The 19,591-nt window shown below is 51.1% G+C and carries 22 protein-coding genes; 14 read left to right on the top strand and 8 right to left on the bottom strand.

All coding sequences use genetic code 11. From position 1 onward, the window contains the following. The first annotated feature begins 7 nt into the window (after positions 1-7). Together DFO56_RS01175 and DFO56_RS01170 are read left to right on the top strand one after the other, a co-directional pair. On the top strand, positions 8-934 hold the full coding sequence (locus DFO56_RS01175) for an ACP S-malonyltransferase (RefSeq protein ID WP_045506814.1): 927 nt from the start codon (positions 8-10) through the stop codon (positions 932-934). A gap of 16 nt (positions 935-950) precedes the next feature. Further along, complete coding sequence (locus DFO56_RS01170; protein ID WP_045506817.1) at positions 951-1,952, top strand: hypothetical protein; 1,002 nt, start codon at positions 951-953, stop codon at positions 1,950-1,952. 64 nt (positions 1,953-2,016) lie between these two features. Here the strand turns inward: DFO56_RS01170 and DFO56_RS01165 are convergent, their stop codons facing one another. After that, positions 2,017-2,610: a hypothetical protein gene (locus DFO56_RS01165; RefSeq protein WP_045506820.1), complete on the bottom strand. Its 594-nt coding sequence runs from the start codon at positions 2,608-2,610 to the stop codon at positions 2,017-2,019. 391 nt (positions 2,611-3,001) lie between these two features. Here DFO56_RS01165 and DFO56_RS01160 point away from each other — a divergent pair, with 391 nt between their 5' ends. Further along, on the top strand, positions 3,002-4,384 hold the full coding sequence (locus DFO56_RS01160; RefSeq protein WP_020457302.1) for a diguanylate cyclase: 1,383 nt from the start codon (positions 3,002-3,004) through the stop codon (positions 4,382-4,384). A 30-nt stretch (positions 4,385-4,414) separates the two neighbouring features. Here the strand turns inward: DFO56_RS01160 and DFO56_RS24700 are convergent, their stop codons facing one another. Continuing rightward, on the bottom strand, positions 4,415-4,627 hold the full coding sequence (locus tag DFO56_RS24700) for a hypothetical protein (RefSeq protein ID WP_152641194.1): 213 nt from the start codon (positions 4,625-4,627) through the stop codon (positions 4,415-4,417). An 8-nt stretch (positions 4,628-4,635) separates the two neighbouring features. On the opposite strand from DFO56_RS24700, the gene DFO56_RS01155 reads away from it, so the two are divergent. Next, a complete protein-coding gene (locus DFO56_RS01155; protein ID WP_233500357.1) occupies positions 4,636-5,370 on the top strand; it encodes a YnfC family lipoprotein in 735 nt (244 codons plus the stop codon). Between the two features lie 56 nt (positions 5,371-5,426). Here the strand turns inward: DFO56_RS01155 and DFO56_RS01150 are convergent, their stop codons facing one another. Together DFO56_RS01150 and DFO56_RS01145 are read right to left on the bottom strand one after the other, a co-directional pair. Beyond that, positions 5,427-6,209, bottom strand: coding sequence for an SDR family oxidoreductase (locus tag DFO56_RS01150; protein ID WP_045506829.1), 783 nt, complete (start codon positions 6,207-6,209; stop codon positions 5,427-5,429). Positions 6,210-6,342: 133 nt separating this feature from the next. Beyond that, positions 6,343-6,789 (bottom strand): helix-turn-helix domain-containing protein, encoded by a 447-nt coding sequence (locus tag DFO56_RS01145; RefSeq protein WP_020457305.1) that lies wholly within the window; start codon positions 6,787-6,789, stop codon positions 6,343-6,345. A 152-nt stretch (positions 6,790-6,941) separates the two neighbouring features. Between DFO56_RS01145 and agp the strand changes: the two genes are divergently transcribed. Then, positions 6,942-8,180 carry a bifunctional glucose-1-phosphatase/inositol phosphatase gene (gene agp, locus DFO56_RS01140; RefSeq protein WP_045506831.1) on the top strand — a complete coding sequence of 413 codons (1,239 nt, stop codon included), beginning with the start codon at positions 6,942-6,944 and terminating at the stop codon, positions 8,178-8,180. A gap of 42 nt (positions 8,181-8,222) precedes the next feature. Here the strand turns inward: agp and DFO56_RS01135 are convergent, their stop codons facing one another. Both DFO56_RS01135 and wrbA read right to left on the bottom strand, forming a co-directional pair. Further along, positions 8,223-8,450, bottom strand: coding sequence for a YccJ family protein (locus DFO56_RS01135; RefSeq protein ID WP_017456265.1), 228 nt, complete (start codon positions 8,448-8,450; stop codon positions 8,223-8,225). A gap of 20 nt (positions 8,451-8,470) precedes the next feature. Then, complete coding sequence (gene wrbA / locus DFO56_RS01130; protein ID WP_020457307.1) at positions 8,471-9,067, bottom strand: NAD(P)H:quinone oxidoreductase; 597 nt, start codon at positions 9,065-9,067, stop codon at positions 8,471-8,473. A gap of 393 nt (positions 9,068-9,460) precedes the next feature. On the opposite strand from wrbA, the gene DFO56_RS01125 reads away from it, so the two are divergent. From DFO56_RS01125 to rutR, 3 genes are all read left to right on the top strand, one after another. Continuing rightward, on the top strand, positions 9,461-9,637 hold the full coding sequence (locus DFO56_RS01125) for a general stress protein (protein ID WP_020457308.1): 177 nt from the start codon (positions 9,461-9,463) through the stop codon (positions 9,635-9,637). A gap of 131 nt (positions 9,638-9,768) precedes the next feature. Beyond that, entirely contained in the window at positions 9,769-10,689 is a 921-nt protein-coding gene (locus tag DFO56_RS01120; RefSeq protein ID WP_045506833.1) for a DMT family transporter, read from the top strand. Between the two features lie 23 nt (positions 10,690-10,712). After that, positions 10,713-11,351 carry an HTH-type transcriptional regulator RutR gene (rutR, locus tag DFO56_RS01115; RefSeq protein ID WP_020457310.1) on the top strand — a complete coding sequence of 213 codons (639 nt, stop codon included), beginning with the start codon at positions 10,713-10,715 and terminating at the stop codon, positions 11,349-11,351. Here the strand turns inward: rutR and DFO56_RS01110 are convergent. Both DFO56_RS01110 and DFO56_RS01105 read right to left on the bottom strand, forming a co-directional pair. After that, a complete protein-coding gene (locus DFO56_RS01110; RefSeq protein WP_045506835.1) occupies positions 11,348-11,743 on the bottom strand; it encodes a lysozyme inhibitor LprI family protein in 396 nt (131 codons plus the stop codon). The genes rutR and DFO56_RS01110 overlap by 4 nt on opposite strands. 63 nt (positions 11,744-11,806) lie before the next feature. Next, entirely contained in the window at positions 11,807-12,358 is a 552-nt protein-coding gene (locus tag DFO56_RS01105; protein WP_045506838.1) for a nucleotidyltransferase family protein, read from the bottom strand. 422 nt (positions 12,359-12,780) lie between these two features. Between DFO56_RS01105 and DFO56_RS01100 the strand changes: the two genes are divergently transcribed. The 6 genes from DFO56_RS01100 to DFO56_RS01075 all read left to right on the top strand — a co-directional run bounded on the left by DFO56_RS01100 (position 12,781) and on the right by DFO56_RS01075 (position 19,561). After that, the gene (locus DFO56_RS01100) at positions 12,781-13,764 is read left to right on the top strand and encodes an autoinducer 2 ABC transporter substrate-binding protein (RefSeq protein ID WP_045506841.1); all 984 of its coding nucleotides are present in this window, start codon (positions 12,781-12,783) and stop codon (positions 13,762-13,764) included. A gap of 107 nt (positions 13,765-13,871) precedes the next feature. Continuing rightward, positions 13,872-15,371 carry a sugar ABC transporter ATP-binding protein gene (locus DFO56_RS01095; RefSeq protein WP_045506843.1) on the top strand — a complete coding sequence of 500 codons (1,500 nt, stop codon included), beginning with the start codon at positions 13,872-13,874 and terminating at the stop codon, positions 15,369-15,371. Then, entirely contained in the window at positions 15,364-16,353 is a 990-nt protein-coding gene (locus tag DFO56_RS01090) for an ABC transporter permease (protein ID WP_045506845.1), read from the top strand. The genes DFO56_RS01095 and DFO56_RS01090 overlap by 8 nt, the downstream gene beginning before the upstream one ends. 1 nt (position 16,354) lies before the next feature. Next, on the top strand, positions 16,355-17,308 hold the full coding sequence (locus DFO56_RS01085; RefSeq protein ID WP_045506847.1) for an ABC transporter permease: 954 nt from the start codon (positions 16,355-16,357) through the stop codon (positions 17,306-17,308). Between the two features lie 16 nt (positions 17,309-17,324). Further along, positions 17,325-18,962 (top strand): FGGY-family carbohydrate kinase, encoded by a 1,638-nt coding sequence (locus DFO56_RS01080; protein WP_017456277.1) that lies wholly within the window; start codon positions 17,325-17,327, stop codon positions 18,960-18,962. Beyond that, on the top strand, positions 18,959-19,561 hold the full coding sequence (locus DFO56_RS01075; protein WP_045506850.1) for an SIS domain-containing protein: 603 nt from the start codon (positions 18,959-18,961) through the stop codon (positions 19,559-19,561). The genes DFO56_RS01080 and DFO56_RS01075 overlap by 4 nt, the downstream gene beginning before the upstream one ends. Positions 19,562-19,591 lie beyond the last annotated feature (30 nt).

Genomic DNA, 19,591 nt, shown 5'->3' with positions numbered 1-19,591 from the left:
ATTATCTATGGATTTAAATAAGACTTCACAGCCTGTTGTTTTTCTTTTTGCTGGCCAGGGTAATCCTGTTATCGGTATGGGGGCAGATTTATGGAATATAAATCAAACAACATGTGCTATCTGGGATTGCGCCAGTGATATTTCGGGTATGGATATTAGGCGATTATGTCTAAAAGGACCAATGAATCGCTTGATACAGACTACGGTGCAACAAATTGCTGTAACCGCGATGAATATAACGCTCTACACCCTTTGTAAAGACAAACTTGGGGACATGCGCGTTACAGGTTCATGCGGGCATAGTGTCGGAGAATATAGCGCTCTTTATGCTGCCGGAGCAGTAACACTGGAAAATTTGTTCCGCCTGATCCATCTTCGTTCGCAAGTGATGGATGAGGTTAGTAAAAAATACAAAGGCTATATGTTGGCGGTAAAAGGCATAGATAATACCGCTCTCAGTCAAATGATTAATGAATCTGAGCTACCAATCGATATCAGTTGTGATAATAGCCACCGGCAGCAAGTGGTTGGCGGAACGATAGCTGCTCTTAATGAGTTCTCACGTCAGCTCCGTGCTGCTGGCCATGAGCCTGTGAAGCTTGGCGTAAGCGGTGCCTGGCACACGCGTTTGATGGCCGAAGGCGTACCCTTAATGCGCAAATATCTGTCTGACGCTGAAATTTGCCCACCCCAGCACGATGTCGTCATGAATGTGACGGGGAGGGCAGAAACTGAACCAGTAAAGATCAAAGAAAACCTCTCTTTACATTTGACACATACTGTTAAATGGGCGGATTCCATGTCGTTTTTTTTAGAAAATAAAAAACCGATCTCATTTATCGAAATTAGCAATAAAGCTTATCTTGGGAAAGTATTAATGGATTTTGTAAACTTTAAACCTGAGATGACATTGCATTGCAGGGGATTATTTTAAATATAATGGTGCTATTGTGATTCCAGACTATCTCAAATTTATACGCATTCAGGACAAAAAAATACTGCCGTTTCTCTTCGTTGTCGTTTTTATTATGATTGGTTTTTATTGGAAGAATAATGGCTATAAGTTTAATCAAAATGACACTTATTATCTCAGCGGTATTATAGGTATTTTATTCTTTAACTCAATTTATGAACTTAAAGCTTTTTGGGCATACAAATGCGTTACAAAAGCAATTGACTTCTCTTTTTTTTCTGGGAGTAAACTTAGCAAAACAGAAGCATCGTTTTCTCACCCATTTCTTGCCAGTATTTTATTTACTGTCGTTTTTTGGTTAATCATATGGAGCAGTTTTTTAGTTCATCCAGCAATTTATGTACTGATTCCTTTGCTGGCAATTTCACCGATTTTTATTTACGGTGTGTTTCGGAACTTAAGGACCAGTTATATTAAGCAGGTAGCAACAGCTGCGGTTGAAAAGGTGAAGTATAAACACCTTTATCGCTATATTTTTGCCTATCTTTTACTTGGTGTCGCTTTAAATTTGCTGACGATTTCGCCTTTGAAACATGAGGCGGATTTTTCGCAGCAGGCAGGCGTTTTCTCTGCCAGGGTAGTGGTCTCAATGTTTATTGCGTGTTGTATTGTTTTGACGATGAATCTGCTTTTTACACGCTTGTCGAAACGTTATATCTTTCTCGGTAGGTTGTTTTTAAAAGAAATTGATTTTTACTTTTCAGTTTCATTGCCATGGCCTGCATTCTATGACCAACCTTTTTGGTTGAGAATTCTTCTGTTACTGCTCATAGAGTTTGTATGGATCATTTTCGTTAGTATGCTGCTGGCATGGTCCGGATGGCAAATCTGGTTTGAGATCTATTTTCTGATCTGTTTTTTACCTTGCATTGGCTTTAACTATTTGCACGTTTACGCGCTTTGGCATCGGGATTTTCTGATGGCGTGTGACATGTACTTCCGTTGGGGGACGATCGACAAACAGACTCATCTCTGGTGATAGAAATAAACCGCCTGTAGCATCTAAATCACTACAGGCGGTGATAATCTTTTGCTTGCATGTTTTAAAAGCTGTAATCCAGTTCTCTTATACTGGTAGGTGAGGTGAAAAAAGTTGATGATTCTTCAAGTAGTTTATCCCTAATCAGAAGTAGGTCACTTATTTTTTTTCCTCCCAATTTTTTGCACGCCTTGTTGCGGTAAGCGTAAACTCTTTTTGGCGGTATATTGAGTGTTTTAGCTATCAGGTGGATGTTTTTGCCTTTTAGTGATTCTTTGAGAATAATATTCTCGATATCACTGAGGTCACTCTCTTTGATCGAAAGTTCTTTTTTCTTCTTTGCCACAGCTCTAATAGCTCGACTTATTTCAAGAAGCGAATCCCTGGATTTGATGACCAGATCAGCATCATTAATCACAATATCTCTCGCTGCACCTAAAATAACCAGTAATTTACAGACTTTATTAAGCGGTGAGATTGCTTTCGCATAGGTGCTGTTCTTTACATCCAGATGAAGGATTACGACGTCATCAGGTGTTAGTTGGTTAGTAAGAGAGGAATCTAACTCATGTGCAACTATGTCCCATCCCTTCGACTTGGCTAATGAAATAATTCCATTCTGGAAATAAACATCGTCACTGATCGTATAAATCTTCATGTGTTTGCTCGATATCGTATTGAATAATTCGGGAGATAATTCCTGGATTATAGGTAGTCAGGAGTGGAACCTGTAATTAAATAGTCTTAAATAAGACCTTGTAATAAGATAAGGTTAGTTACAGGGTGGATTGTAATTGCGTATTTGCAGTCTATACTTCTTGGGTGCATTACTTGATTTTGTTGTTTTAAATGATTGAGTTGTTAGTGATGCATTTCAGGTAGTATTTATTTTTTTATCTTGTAGAACGTTTTTTTCTTGGCATATTATTTCGTTTTTTTAAAAAAGACTGGAGAACATTCAACGTTTGTTGTGAGTTTCCGGCTTGCGATATTCAGCACACTGATGAGGGCAAGCAGAGAGCGCGTTAACTATCGTAAGGGTTTAAGTAATGGAAAATTATCTTAAATTGATTAAAAGCGAGTGGACTCATCTCATTGATAAAACAGATGAACGTATTCGTTTTTTAGTTGCAGAAGTTGGCAAAACGCATGCGCATATTCTGAGCCAGGAATTCTACCGTATCGTTCTGATTGACCCTCATGCGGAGGAGTTCCTTTCCAATGATCAAGTAGAAAGACGTCTTAAAAGTGCGCTGGAGACGTGGATTATCGATGTGTTGACTTGTCAGGTTGATGATATCGATAAGGTTATCGCCGTTCAGCAACACGTTGCTTCCATACATGCGCGCATTGGTATTTCGGTTGAAATCGTCGAAATGGGCTTCCGGGTTCTTAAAAAAATACTCTTTCCGGTGATCAATTCGTCAACTCACAGTCCAGCAGAGAAACTTGAAGTTTACCATTACGCCATTAACAGCATTGATCTTGCCATGGAAGTGATGTCACGAGCTTTTACCTTTACTGAACACAATTCTGCGAAAGAAGATGAGAATTATCGCATTTTCACTTTGCTTGAGAACGCAGAAGAAGAGAAGGAACGTCAGACTGCTGCGTTGCTAAGCTGGGAAATTGATCTTATCTACAAAATCATTTTGGATGCTGATTTGGGTAATAGCCTGACTTTCAGTCAGTCAGACTTTGGCCTGTGGTTTAACCATAAAGGTCGCCACTATTTTAGCGGTATTGCCGAAGTGGGACATATCTCACGCCTCATTCAGGATCTGGATGAAGTATTCCGCAATACGCGCAATACACCCAGAGCATTAAGTAACCGAACACTGCGCATAAAATTTTTAATTCAAATAAGAAACACCGTTTCGCAGATTATTACCATGTTACGTGAATTGTTTGAGGAAGTTTCCCGGCATGAAGTCGGAATGGATGTGCTAACTAAACTTCTTAATCGACGCTTCTTGCCCACGATATTTAAACGCGAAATTGCACATGCCAAGCGAATGAATACACCGTTGTCTGTATTAATTATTGACGTTGATAAGTTTAAACAGATTAACGATACATGGGGGCATCATACTGGCGATGAGATTTTACGCAAAGTCTCCAGTGCTTTCTATGATAATGTGCGCAGCAGTGATTATGTTTTTCGTTACGGTGGCGATGAGTTTGTCATTATTTTAACCGAGGCGACGGAGTTTGATACTTTGCGTATTGCTGAGCGCATCCGTAGCCGTGTTGAAAAGATCACGGTTGTTTCGCCTTCTGGGGATAATATTGCATTGTCTCTTTCTATCGGGGCGGCAATGTATAGTGGTCACCCTGATTACGAACGATTAATTCAGGTCGCTGATGAGGCGCTCTATATTGCAAAAAATAAGGGTCGCAATCGCGTCGAATTATGGAAAGAGCCTGGTTGAATTGTCCGGATGAATTGGCGGTATATTATTTTACGCGTTTAGCGCTTCTTTTCGTTTTTTACGAAAAGGTGACGAGGTGTAATTAATCTGTGCTGCCGTACCTGGAGCAGGAATGTTTTTGACGATCATCAACATGCGCGGACATATTAACCGCTTTTTAGCCACTCTGGCTTTTTTGCCTTCAGATTTTCCTCTTTCTGGTCTTGCTGAATCATCCGCATTTGTTACTCTTTTCACTTTCATGTCAAAGGATGGCAGAAGTGAAAATTTGCTCTTATTTGTTGGCCCTCTCGCTTGGGCTCACCACCACGGTTGCCTGCGCGCAGCAAACCTATATTCCGGTACTGTTAAATCTGTCGACACTGCTCGATTTCAACCCGATCAAAGGACATGTCAAAACCATCGATTCCACTGGAACCGATGATAAAGGCAACGAGGTTTATACGCTCCATGTGGCGTTATCTGCCGAGGGCTGCGTACAGGCGTTACGTCGCGATGGTAAGTCCGATAACAGCCATATGAATTTGGTCCATGAAGGAAAAGCGTTAAAAGGGACATTTAATGGCAAACCTGTCGCTTTTGGGCTGGATGAAAAATGTAATTTAATGAGTCGTGATGATAGTGAGGGGCATCTTGATTATAAAACCAATGCGCAAGGCCTGCTGGGCGAGACAATGCTGCGGACACTAAAAATTGCCGATCATTTCTACGACACTGATGGCAATATCAAAAAGGTGCAATATTACTCTGGCGATCTCGTCGCCTCCTCAACCAGCATTCACTACCCTGATAGCGTCAATAAACCGCTTGATTATACGATGGTCAATGAATCTGCGCTTGATGCCCGGTTTAATTTTACTGCGGTAAGTGAATGCCAGTACGACGAAAGGCTAGTTCCGGTTCTTTGTCACTTCAATGTCACCCCGGAAAACTCCGGGGATGCGGAGACGCATATGACGATCGCCACCCGCGCGAGTTTTTACTGAGTAATAAAGTGGAGCCAGCCAGTGGCTCCACTTTATTTACAAACGACCGGTAAATGTTAATCGCGCGCGTAGCGTGAGGCAGGTTTACCTTTGCGCGAAGCGCTAAACAGCGCCAGCCGCGCTGCTTCCCAGTTATCCCACAGTTGTAAATCCTCGACTGGCGGAATCGTGACCAGTTCTCCCTGGTCAAGACCTGCCAGTGCCGCATCGACCAAATCTTCGCTGGTCATTACCGAGCCTTCGGGTAGCGCATCAAGTGTAATACCGGAATGCCCCCAAATTTCGGTCGCGGTCGCGGCTGGCAGTACGGCCTGAATGCGAACATTACTTCCAGCAAACTCCTCCTGCAAACCACGGGTGAAATTAAGCACCCAGGCTTTCGTCGCGCTGTAGACCGCGCTGCCTGCACGAGCATGGAAAGCAACGACTGAAGCAATATTAATAATGGTTCCTTGGTTGTTTTCCACAAAACGCGGCAACGCTGCCAGTGTCAGACGCATTAGCGCCGTGGTATTCAGCGTGTTGATGGCTTCATGTTGATCGGCACCGCTGCTGAGGATAGGGGCAAGATTGGCTGCACCGGCATTGTTCACCAGCAGACTTATCGTCGTATCGTCACGTAAAACCGTTTCAACCTGCTCGATTCCTTCAGCCTTGCTGAGATCGGCAACCAGTGTGCTGATTTTTACGCCATGGCGATGCTGCAAATCGTCGGCAAGTGCTTGTAAGCGATCGCCGCGACGCGCAACCAGCAGCAAGTCGTAACCACGAGCCGCAAAACGGTCGGCATAGATGGCGCCAATCCCTGAAGAGGCGCCGGTAATCAGTGCAATTGTCATTTTCTCTTACCTCGTTGTTAAATGGTTTTATCATAAAACTAAATTGAGCTTCCGATATTTGGTTTTATAATGCAACCAAATGAGGCGGCAAAAAGTGCGGTTTGATATTTGTTTGAAATAACAGACTGAATTGTCAGAGTTTGGCAGTTCGCAGCCGCACGTCCTCTGGCTGCAACTCACGGCCATCCTCGGCGCGCAGAGCCAGTTTTTGTAAGGGCCGATGCGTTTGGCTATCGACCAGCACGCTGGCGGGCTCATCCTGCCCGAACAACCACTCCTGTCCCCATTGGGAAAGAGCGACAAGCACCGTTTGCAGGGAACGGCCTTTTTCCGTCAACACATACTCCTGCCAGGCGCTGCCGTCAGAGGCTGGTTGCGTGCGCAAAATCCCTTCATCCACCAGCAATTTAAGACGTGCAGTCAGCATGTTTTTGGCAATACCCAGGTTTTTCTGGAATTCGCCAAACCGCGTCACGCCTGCTAGTGCATCACGCACAATGAGTAACGACCACCAGTCGCCAATGATATTCAGTGAACGAGCAACAGGGCAGAAAGTTTCTTCAAAGCGGGTACGTTTCATCGCGGCTCTCCGGTTAGCGGTTTAATTATAAAACCACATCGCGCGGCTTCACACCGCTTTTTGCGCCAGTGCACACTCCGCAGATCTTATACGAATGAGATGTCATGAATGTGTCACAATCTAATTTCGGGTAGAAAAATAAGGAAAGCATAATGAAAACGGTTTTTTGGCTTAGCGCAATTGCCGCCACCATGGCACTCCCCGCCGCGATGGCGCAAACGGCACCACAGGGTTATCAGTTACAACAAGTGTTGATCATGAGTCGTCATAACTTACGTGCACCGCTGGCGAATAATGGCAGCGTGCTGGAACAATCAACACCCAACAAATGGCCCGAGTGGGATGTGCCCGGCGGGGAGCTGACCACCAAAGGCGGCGTGCTGGAAGTGTATATGGGTCACTATATGCGCGAATGGCTCGCGGAGCAGAAGCTCATTGCGGCGGGAGAGTGCCCGTCGTCAGAAAGTGTTTACGCCTGGGCTAACAGTCTGCAACGCACTGTCGCGACGGCGCAGTTCTTTATCAATGGCGCGTTTCCTGGCTGTGATGTCCCGGTACATCACCAGGAAAAAATGGGCACCATGGATCCGACCTTTAATCCGGTGATCACGGACGAGTCTGCCGCGTTTGGCCAGCAGGCGGTAAAAGCGATGGAAACTCAGCGCCAGCACTATGCGCTGGCAGAGAGCTATAAACTGCTGGAAAAAATCACCCGCTATCAGCAGTCACCGGCCTGTAAAGAGAAACAACAATGCTCACTGGCAGATAGCACCGATACCTTCAGCGCGAAATATCAGCAGGAGCCGGGTGTTTCCGGGCCACTGAAAGTGGGGAACTCGCTGGTGGATGCGTTCACCTTACAGTACTACGAAGGGTTCCCAATGGACCAGGTGGCGTGGGGCGAAATCAAAACTGATCAGCAATGGAATATTTTGTCGAAGCTGAAAAATAGCTACCAGGATACCTTGTTCACCTCGCCGGAAGTGGCGCGTAACGTGGCAAAACCGCTGGTGAAATACATCGACAAAACGCTGGTGGAAGAGGCTGGCCGGGCGCCAAAACTGACCCTGCTGGTGGGGCATGACTCCAACATCGCCTCGTTGCTCACGGCGCTCGATTTCAAACCTTATCAACTGCATGACCAGAACGAACGTACGCCGATTGGTGGGAAGATCGTTTTCCAGCGCTGGCATGACACGGCGGGTAATCGCGATCTGATGAAGATTGAATATGTTTATCAGAGCCGCGATCAGCTGCGCAAAGCCGAAGCATTAACCCTGAAATCCCCGGCACAGCGTGTCACGCTGGCCTTAAACGGCTGCCCGGTAGATAAAGAAGGGTTCTGTCCGATTGATAAGTTCAACGCGGTAATGCGCGACGCGGCGAAATAAGCGAAACGAAGTGCTCCCCCGCAATAGCGGGGGAGCCGGATGCTACACATTTTGCCGTTCTATGGTTTGTTCGCCCCAGAAAAGAGAATCTTTATCGGTTTTTTCAAAGGCGCGTAGCAACACTTCATCGCTGCCTTCCTCCCAGATTTTCTCTGCCAGCTTTTCGTCATAATCGGCGAGTTCGAAGATCGCCTCGGCAATTTCCGGCGACGTATTACGTAAACTGGCCCATTCACCAACGCGATGGGCTTTTGCTTCTTGAGTTGGCATCTCTCTCCTCCTGTGGAAGGTTAACCGTTGAGTTTTACTGCCAGGCCCGCAACGTATTCGCCCTGATAACGGGCAATGGCCAGCTCTTCATCACTGGGCTGTCGGGAACCGTCGGCACCGGCAATGGTTGTTGCGCCATAAGGTGTGCCTCCGCGAACCTGCGTAATATCGAACAACTCCTGGGCAGCGTAGCCAATCGGCACAATCACCATCCCATGATGTGCAAGGGTAGTCCAGGTTGAGGAGATTGTATGTTCCTGGCCGCCGCCGGTGCCGGTGGAGCTGAAGACGCTCGCCAGCTTGCCGTACAACGCGCCCGAGGCCCACAACCCACCAGTCTGATCAAGGAACGTTCGCATCTGTCCGGACATATTGCCGAAGCGCGTCGGAGTACCAAAAATGATGGCGTCGTAGTCAGCCAACTCTTGCGGCGTGGCGACTGGCGCGTTTTGCGTCTTACCGCCTGATTTCAAAAATAATTCTGCCGGCATGGTTTCCGGTACGCGTTTGATGACCACATCCGCGCCATTCACTTTTTGCGCACCTTCGGCAACGGCATGCGCCATCGTTTCAATATGTCCATACATTGAATAATAAAGCACCAATACTTTGGCCATTTGCCTCACTCCTTATTTGATGATTTACGGCAGCAGATCGCTGCGTTCTTTTTAAGCGTATGACGTGATAGCCAGAGTGCAAATGAGAGCGCCATTTCTTTGATAAATAACAATTTAAAAAATAAAACTCTGGCACTTACAATTTGTCACATATAAACGCGACAGATTTTTGGCGAGTTAAGAGGAAGTTATCGGTTTCGCTTAGGGAGGGAGGGTTATTGGCAGCGCAAGCTGTTGCAGAATATTACCATTCACTGGCTGAATACTTTCCTTCCACTAAGCTTAGTTCCACACGGCGCAGATAAAGGCTCTGCCTTTGCACCGTGCGGTGAAAGAATCCTCTTTTACTGAACGCAGTATGATGTCTGATATTTCACTCATCTGGAGGTAAGCATGGCAAACCATCGTGGTGGATCAGGTAACTTTGCTGAAGACCGTGAAAGAGCATCAGCAGCAGGCCGTAAAGGTGGCCAGCAGAGCGGGGGGAATTTCAAAAACGATCCCCAGCGCGCCTCAGAAGCCGGTAAAAAAGGGGGCAAAAATAGCCATGGTAGCCGCAACAGCAGCTAACAATGGCGGCTGACAGCTCTGACCGGTTGTCAACCACGCCCGCCGCCGGGGAGACCCGGCGGTTTTTTTATTCTTGCACCGTCTGCGAAGCCAACGCACACTAGCGTTTTTCCCCTGTTGCCGGTTGTGATATGTCTCTCTCCCGTTACGCCTTCTCCGTAAAGCCTCAGGAAGCGCTGCTGATCCTTATCACCATGTTCTGGGGTGGTACGTTTCTCGCCGTGCAATACGCCGTAACGATGAGCGGGCCGTTTTTCTTCGTTGGCCTGCGCTTTGCCACTGCCGCGCTGGCGGTGGGTATGCTCTCTGTCAATATTCTGCGTGGTTTAACCTGGCTTGAAGTGAAGGCGGGAGTCGTCATCGGCGTTGCTATCGCGCTGGGTTACAGTCTGCAAACCTGGGGGCTTCAGTCTATTTCCAGCAGCAAATCCGCCTTTATTACCGCCATGTATGTGCCTCTGGTGCCGCTATTACAGTGGCTGTGCCTGGGGCGGTTGCCGGGATTCATGTCCTGTGTTGGCATTGCGCTGGCGTTTACCGGCTTGCTGTTGCTCGCCGGGCCGGAGGGGAACATGCTGGCGCTCGGTGAGGGGGAAATAATTACTCTTGCCAGCGCGCTGGCGATTGCCGCCGAAATTATTCTGATCAGTGCCTGGGCCGGAAAAGTCGATGTTCGCCGGGTGACGGTAGTGCAGTTGCTCACCGCATCGCTGGTGTCTTTTACCGCCATGGTGCCTGCCGGAGAAACCATACCGCCACTGACAACAAGTTTGTTACTGGTCGCGCTGGGATTGGGTATTTTTAGCGCCATTATCCAGGTGGTAATGAACTGGGCGCAGCGCAGCGTGTCACCAACCCGCGCCACGGTTATTTATACTGGCGAGCCAGTGTGGGCCGGAATTTTTGGTCGCATTGCTGGCGAGCGCTTACCGCTGTTAGCACTTTTGGGCGGCGCGTTGATTGTGCTTGGCGTGCTGGTGAGTGAGCTGAAGCTGAAAAAGAAAAAAACATCTACTTCCGCCGCCGCAACTGAGGCAGAGCAGGAGCTGTGATGGTGAAGGAGAAGGAGTGAGTGATGGCACAGGATGCAGCGAGTGGCGCGGGCAAACGCAAGCGCGCGGTGAGTGAAAAGCGGCAGGCGATTTTAACCGCAGCACTGGAGCTCTTTTCCCGGCTTGGTTTTCATGGCGCGCGCCTCGAACAGGTAGCGGAGCTGGCGGGCGTATCGAAGACCAATTTGCTCTATTACTACCCGTCGAAAGAGGCGCTTTATATCGCCGTGTTGCGCCAGATCCTCGATATCTGGTTAGCGCCGCTGAAAGCGTTTCGCGAGGATTTCGCACCGCTGGCGGCTATTCGCGAATACATCCGTTTAAAGATGGAAGTTTCGCGCGACCATCCCCAGGCATCAAAACTGTTTTGCCAGGAGATGCTCCAGGGTGCGCCGCTGCTGAAAGCGGAACTGACCGGCAGTTTGAAAACCTTAATTGACGATAAATCGGCGATTATTGCGGGCTGGGTAGCCAGCGGCAAACTCGCCGCTGTCGACCCGCATCATCTTATCTTTATGATTTGGGCCTCAACGCAGCATTACGCCGATTTCGCAACCCAGGTGGAAGCGGTCACCGGCTCGACCCTGCAGGATGAGGCTTTCTTTCAGCGCGCGGTGGAAAACGTTCAGCATATGATCATCGAAGGCATCCGCGTGCGTTAATGGCCCGGCGGTAATGGGCAGCTCAGATCACCTTCGCCACATTGCAGCAGCGATGCCAGCCAGGCTTCACGTTCGTTGGTTTTATCTGTCAGGCACTGGTTTTGCACCATCGGCTGGGCACTGCCGCCCTCCACGCCAGAACTGACAAACGCGCAGTCGCTGTCGCGCAGGGTTATCCAGCTCTGCTGCGCTTTTTTCAGCATCGCCGCTTGCGGCGGCGTCGCGCGTTTAAGCGCGGCCTGGAAGGTTTGATTAAGTTTCTTATCCGCGGCCTGGTATTGACCAGCGGTACAGCTGTTGAGCTGAGATTGTGTGGAGGCGTTATCGCACTCATCGGCCAGAACCGGGCTGCTGAGTAACAGCGCCGCCAGCGCCAGCATACGCGTTTTCATCACTTCCCCTTATTTCGCAAGGCGTTGAACCAGCGCTTTTATTAACATAGCCCTTCGCGAAAGTCACCCGCACAGCTGGAGTTTTGGATAGCGTGTCAGCCAGCGTTTTTCATCAACACGCTGGTTGAAAAGGTGCCGCTTCTCGTGCTGAAAACGGGGTGTCGGTTGCAGACGCAAGCAGAATAAATCCGCCAGCCCAAAAGGGGCGATAATCGCGAGGCGATCCTCTTTGTCTAAACGTACCGCGACGGCTGTCGCCGTTTCCGGCCAGTGCCACAGGGCTTCGTCAAGCGAGGCGTACGGCGCATCGCCATTACGCGTGTGCATACGCGCCTGATTTTTGACCGACCAGGCAACATCACCCGAGCGCAGACGCAACTGTGCCTCCAGCCCGGCATCGCGTTCAGCGCGCGTGTCCGCAGGCTCATGCCAGATAACATCCACATCTGCGGTATGCGGTCGCGGCGTAAAACCGTGCAATTGATCCCAAACTGCATCGCGTATAAATCCGGCACCAGTCCAGCACCCTTCGTGCGTTGCCTGCACCATTGCCAGTACCGCCATTCGCTGTGAATCGGCGCGAAGCAGTGCTTCCAGTTCAGCCGCATAGCGCATCGTGACACTCCGTTATTCATTAAGCCGCAGGGAATACAAGGTTATCGCCACTGCTGGCGGGTGAGTATCGTTTTACGCTGAAAATGTTGCTATTGGCGTTGTTGCCTTGCTCGTTTCAGTTCTCAATTTTAAAAATTTCTGGCGGCTGAGATGCGGTTTTGCCATGTAAAAACATCGGCCACAAAGCTGGAAATGAAAATGTATTGTTAATGATGTGTTTATTTATGGGTTGAATTTAACACTGTTTACGCTGTTAATGGAGAAGTTTCGTGCATATTTAACTTAAAATTAACAATAATAGATCTTCAATTTAACTTATTTGGGCGTATATCACATTTTTAAAATTAGCAGTGTTTTGCCTCTTCCCTTCGTTGCTAACCTCCCTTCCGCGACTTTCCTCTGTCCTCAAGAAAGGTACAACTATGAAATTCAAACTCGCATTACTCAGCGCAGCCCTCATTTCTGGCAGCATGGTTTCCGGCCAGGCGTTTGCGGCACAAAAATATGAGATCGCGGTGGTTGCCAAAGTTACCGGTATTCCATGGTTTAACCGCATGGAAACCGGGGTCAACGAAGCGGCGAAAAAACTGGACGTCAATGCGTACCAGACCGGGCCATCAACGCCGGATCCGGCGCAGCAAGTGAAAGTGATTGAAGATCTGATCGCCAAAAACGTCAACGCCATCATCGTGGTGCCGAACGATGCGAAGGTGCTGGAGCCGGTGCTGAAAAAAGCCCGTGACAAAGGCATTGTGGTACTGACGCATGAATCGCCGGATCAGCAAATTGGTCAGTGGGATATCGAAACCATCGACAGCGAAAAATATGCGCAGGCCAACGTCGATGAACTGGCAAAAGATATGGGCGGTAAAGGCGGTTACGCCATTTATGTCGGCTCGCTGACGGTGCCGCTGCACAATGCCTGGGCTGACTACGCGATCAAATATCAAAAAGAGAAATACCCGGATATGTTCGAAGTGACCTCGCGTTTGCCGGTTGCCGAGAGCATCGACAAATCCTATGCCACCACCCTCGATTTAATGAAAACCTACCCGCAAATGAAAGGGGTGATTGGCTTTGGTTCGCTGGGGCCGATTGGTGCCGGGCAAGCCGTACAGAAGAAACGAGCAAAAGACAAACTGGCAGTAGTGGGCATCGCGATGCCGGGCCAGGCCGCGCCGTATCTGATGCGTGGCGACATCAAAAAAGCGCTGCTGTGGGATCCGCGTGACGCCGGTTTCGCGCTGGTGACCGTCGCCGATCAGTTGCTGCAAGGAAAAGAAGTGACGCCCGATCTGACTATCGATGGGTTGGGCAAAGCCGATGTTGATATGAATAAGAAAGTGATCCGTTTTAATAAGATCCTCGAAGTGACCAAAGATAACGCACAATCACTCGGTTTCTGAGCCTTTCAGGCCACACCAGGGAACCGGAATGCCGGCCGTCAGGCCGGCCTCTTCCGCCGCAGATTTTAACCTCGCGCCCATCCCGGGCGCTGGCAGAGGTATTGTCGATGACCGACACCACCGCATTTATCACTCTTGAGAATATCAGCAAGCGATTCCCGGGCGTGCTGGCGCTGGATAATGTGAATTTAACGCTGGAGAAAGGCGAAGTTCACTGTCTGGCGGGGCAAAACGGCTGCGGAAAGAGCACCATCATCAAAGTTATCTCCGGTGTTTATCACCCGGAAAAGGGCGCTAACATCGCGCTCGACGGCAAGCTTTTTCACCAGCTCACGCCGCAGCTTTCAGCGCACTACGGGATTCAGGTTATCTACCAGGATCTGTCGCTGTTTCCTAATTTTAGCGTGGCGGAAAATATCGCCATTCACCGCTACCTCCCCGGAGGCGATATCTGGGTGCGTCGTCGCGCGATGCGAACCCAGGCGCTGGCGGCGATGGCGCGCATTGGCGTGCGCCTCGATCCGGATAAAAAAGTAGAAAAACTCTCTATTGCCGACCGCCAGTTGGTGGCGATTTGCCGCGCGATTGCCGCCGATGCCCGGCTGGTAATTATGGATGAACCCACCGCGTCGCTTACCCGCCAGGAAGTGAATGGCTTGCTGCGCGTGGTCAATGAACTGAAAGCCGCCGGTATTTGCGTGGTGTTTGTCAGCCACCGTCTGGATGAAGTGATGGAAGTGGCCGATCGTATCAGCGTGATGCGCGACGGGAAATTGATTGGTACCTGGCCGGCAAGCGAACTGGATAGCCACGAGCTGGCGTATCTGATGACCGGCCAGCGTTTTCACTACAGCCCGCTGCCGGAAAAACCACCGGTGGATCAATTGCCCATGCTGGAGCTGCGCCATCTCAGCCGCAAAGGTAAATATCGTGATATCAATCTGGCGCTGCGCAGCGGCGAAATCGTCTCGATTGTCGGGCTTTTAGGCGCCGGGCGTACCGAACTGTGCATGAGTCTGTTTGGTATGACCAAACCGGAAGATGGCGAGATCCGCATCAATGGCACACCGGTGAAACTGCGTAACAACCATGACGCGATTCGTCACGGCATTGGTTATGTGTCGGAAGACCGGCTGACGCAGGGGCTGATCATGGAACAGTCGATTTATGACAACACCATCGTCACGGTGTTCGACAAGCTGCACACGCGCAGCGGGTTGCTTGATCACGCGAAAGCCGGGCAACTGGTGGCCGATCTGATTCGCGAGCTGAATATCAAAGTCTCCGATGCACAGTTGCCGGTGAAAACGCTCTCCGGCGGCAACGCGCAGCGTATCGCCATCGCTAAATGGGTTGCCACGCAGCCGCGCATTCTGATCCTGGATTCGCCCACGGTTGGCGTAGACATCGCCAACAAAGAGGGCATTTACCAGATTGCCCGTCAGCTGGCGGAGCAGGGGATGGCGGTGCTGATGATTTGTGACGAAATCCCGGAGGCTTACTACAACAGCCATCGCGTGCTGGTGATGCGTCAGGGAGAACTGGTAGCCGAATTTAATCCGCACCATTGCACAGAGCAGGAAATTGCCGGGGTGGTCAATGCGTAACACGTCCTTTTCCCGCCTTGTCGGGCAACATGAATTCTGGCTAGGGCTGTTGGTGATCGCGCTGGCGATATTTCTTAGCGTGCGGACCGATGAGTTTCTCTCCCTCGGCAACCTGACAGATGTCGCCACCAGCTACGCCATCCTCGGGATTCTGGCCTGCGGGCTTTTTGTGGTGCTGATTTCCGGCGGCATCGACATTTCGTTTCCGGCGATGACCGCCATTGCCCAATACGCCATGGCCAGTTGGGTGATTGCCCACGGTGGTAATTTCGCGCTGGCGTTAGGGCTGTCGATGGCGGTCGGGCTGCTGCTGGGCCTGGTCAACGGCTTCCTGGTCTACTGGCTGCGCGTGCCTGCCATCATCATTACCATTGCCACGCTGAATGTTTACTACGGCCTGCTGGTGTATGCCACCAAAGGAACGTGGCTGTACGGTTTCCCGGACTGGTTTATGAACGGCATCAACTGGTTCTCGTTCACCGCCGCCGATGGATATGACTATGGACTGACGCTGCCGCTGCTGTGTCTGGGCGCGACCATCATTCTGACTGCCGTGTTAATGAACTACACCCGGCTGGGCCGCCAGATTTATGCCATGGGCGGCAACCGTGATGCCGCGTCACGCCTTGGGTTGAATCTGCTGAAACTGCACTTCTACGTCTACAGTTTTATGGGCATTCTCGCCGGTGTTGCGGCCGTAGTGCAGGCGCAAATTACCCAGTCTGTTGCGCCCAACTCGCTGCTGGGGTTTGAGCTGACGGTACTGGCGGCGGTGGTGCTTGGCGGCACCAGCATGTCCGGTGGGCGCGGTACGCTGACCGGTACGCTACTGGGCGTTGTGCTGCTGGCCTTCCTGCAGAATGGCTTAACGCTGCTGGGCGTCTCCTCTTACTGGCACACGGTGTTTAGCGGCGCGATTATTCTGGTGAGTATTAGCGCCACCGCGTGGAACGAAAAACGCAAACTTGCGAGGGAGTTATAAGATGAAATCCATCGTCCGAATTCTGCCCGGTGATGCCATCATCCGCTTGCAATGCGTGATTATCATCGTCGTGGCGCTGGTTTTCTCTGCGCTGCTCGGCAGCCGTTTTTTCAGCATCGCTAACTTCCAGTCGATAGGCTCGCAGTTGCCGATTCTGGGCATGCTGGCGCTGGGCATGGGCATCACCATGCTGACCGGCGGCATTAATCTGTCGATCATTGCCAGTGCGAACGCCTGTTCGCTGGTGATGGCGGCGGTGATTGTCAGCCACCCGGATAACCTGCTATTCCTGGCGCTGGCGTTACTCGCCGGTCTGCTGGTGGCAGTGGCGATTGGCGCGCTGAACGGTGCGCTGGTGGCGTGGATTGGCGTTTCGCCAATTCTGGCAACCCTTGGCACCATGACGCTGATTTCCGGGCTCAATATTCTGTTCTCAAATGGCACGGTCATCTCCGGTTTTCCGGCGGCTATCCAGTTCCTTGGCAACGCCACACTGCTTGGCATCCCGGTTGCGTTGTTGCTGTTTATTTTTGTTGCGTTGCTGCTGTGGGTGTTACTCGAACACACGACGCTCGGGCGCAGCCTTTATCTGGTTGGTTCAAACGAGCAGGCCACCCGCTACAGCGGTGTGAATACCGTTCGCGTACAGATTTCGGTCTATATCATCTCCGCGCTGTTGGGCTGGGCGGCCGCCATTTTGATGATGGCGAAGTTCAATTCGGCGAAAGCGGGCTACGGTGAGTCTTATCTTCTGGTGACCATTCTGGCGTCGGTGCTGGGCGGCATTAACCCGGACGGCGGTTTTGGCCGCGTGCTGGGGCTGGTGCTGGCGCTGGTGGTACTGCAGATGCTGGAGAGTGGCTTTAATTTGTTGGGTATCAGCAGTTATCTGACGATGGCGCTCTGGGGCGCGGTGCTGATCCTCTTTATCGCATTACAAAATCGAAAAGCCTGAGAGCGGGAGAAAAAGAATGGCGAGCTACTTTATTGGTGTGGATGTTGGCACCGGCAGCGCACGTGCAGGCGTCTTTGATTTGACCGGCAGAATGGTCAGCCAGGCGAGCAGGGCGATTGAAATTTACCGCCCGCAGGCCGACTTTGTGGAGCAATCTTCCGACAATATCTGGCAGGCGGTGTGCAACGCGGTACGCGATGCGGTGAACCAGGCGGACATTAATCCGATTCAGGTTAAAGGCCTCGGCTTTGACGCGACCTGTTCGCTGGTGGTGCTCGACAAAGAGGGCAACCCGCTGACCATTAGCCCTTCCGGGCGCAGTGAGCAGAACATTATCGTGTGGATGGATCACCGTGCCATCTCGCAGGCGAACCGTATCAACGCCACGCACCATCGGGTGCTGGATTACGTGGGCGGGATCATCTCGCCGGAGATGCAAACGCCGAAACTGCTGTGGCTAAAACAGCACATGCCGAACACCTGGGCCAATGCCGGGTATTACTTCGACCTGCCGGATTTTCTCACCTGGCGGGCGACCGGCGATGATACCCGTTCACTTTGCTCCACGGTGTGCAAGTGGACATATATGGGCCATGAGGATAAGTGGGACACCAGTTATTTCCGCCAGATTGGCCTTGAGGATTTGCTGGAGCATGACGCGGAGAAAATTGGCCGCTACGTGAAAACCATGGGTGAGCCGCTGGGGCGCGGACTGACGCAGCGCGCAGCAACCGAAATGGGGTTGATGCCCGGCACGGCGGTCAGCGTGTCGATTATCGATGCCCACGCAGGTACGCTGGGAACGCTCGGCGCCAGTGGGCCTTCGGGGGAAATGGCGGATTTCGATCGGCGTATCGCGCTGATTGGCGGCACCTCTACCGGCCATATGGCGATTTCACCGCAGGCACGCTTTATCGGCGGCGTGTGGGGGCCTTACTTCTCGGCAGTGCTGCCGGGTTACTGGCTGAATGAGGGCGGGCAGTCGGCGACCGGGGCATTAATCGACCATATGATCCAGTCCCATCCGTGCTACGAAACGCTGCTCGCCCAGGCAAAAGCGCAAGGGCAAACCATCTATGAAGTGCTGAATGCGCTGCTGCGCAAGATGGCGGGCGAGCCGGAAAACATCGCGTTTTTAACGCGTGATATTCACATTCTGCCGTACTTCCACGGTAACCGTTCGCCGCGTGCGAATCCGACATTAACCGGGGTGATCAGCGGGTTGAAACTGTCGCGTACACCGGAGGATATGGCGTTGCATTATCTGGCGACCATCCAGGCGATTGCCCTCGGGACGCGGCATATTATTGAAACCATGAATCAAAGTGGTTACAGCATCGACACGGTAATGGCGAGCGGCGGTGGCACCAAGAACCCGATCTTTGTTCAGGAGCATGCAAATGCCACCGGTTGCGCGATGTTGCTGCCGGAAGAGAGCGAAGCGATGCTGCTCGGCGGGGCAATGATGGGCACCGTGGCGGCGGGCGTGTTTGACACTTTCCCGGAAGCGATGTCGGCGATGAGCCGCATTGGCAAGACGGTGACGCCGCAGACTAACCGCATCAAGCAGTATTACGACCGCAAATACACCGTCTTCCATGAGATGTACCAGGATCACATGAAATACCGCCAACTGATGCAGGAGGAGGCATGAGCGATAGCTGGCGTCAGGCCTGCGGCGCCTGGCAAATCTATAGCGAAGAGATGGCGGCGTTAAGTCACCATCTTAACGATGCGCTGTGGGATAGGTTAATGGCAGAGCTGCGTGGCTGTCGTGGCAAAATCGCGGTCACCGGCGTAGGAACATCCGGCATTGCGGCACGCAAGATTGCCCATATGCTGGCGTGCGTCGAACGCCCGGCTATCTATCTGAATGCCACGGATGCCGCGCACGGTGATTTGGGGTTTCTCGATCGCCATGATCTGGTGATTATGCTGTCGCGCGGCGGGAATTCCGACGAATTAACGCGGCTTTTGCCGGGGCTTGCACAAAAGGGTGTGCCGCTGATTAGCGTGACGGAAAACCCGGATTCCGCTATCGCCCAGGCCGCGCGGCTGGTGATTTCCACCGGCGTGCAGCGCGAAATTGATCCGCTTAATATGCTGGCGACCACCTCCATCGTGCTGACGCTGGCGATTTTCGATGCCGCCTGCGCCTGCCTGATGAGCGAAAGTGGTTATTCAAAAGAGACGTTACTGTCGGTACATCCCGGCGGGGATGTTGGATTGACGCTCAGAAAAAAAGCGCCGTAAGGCGCTTTTTTGTTGTTATTACCAGACTGT

The organism is Kosakonia sp. AG348 (assembly GCF_003337365.1).
Taxonomy (GTDB): domain Bacteria; phylum Pseudomonadota; class Gammaproteobacteria; order Enterobacterales; family Enterobacteriaceae; genus Kosakonia.
Note: the sequence above shows the minus strand (reverse complement) of the source record. Positions and strands in the feature narration are given on the sequence as shown.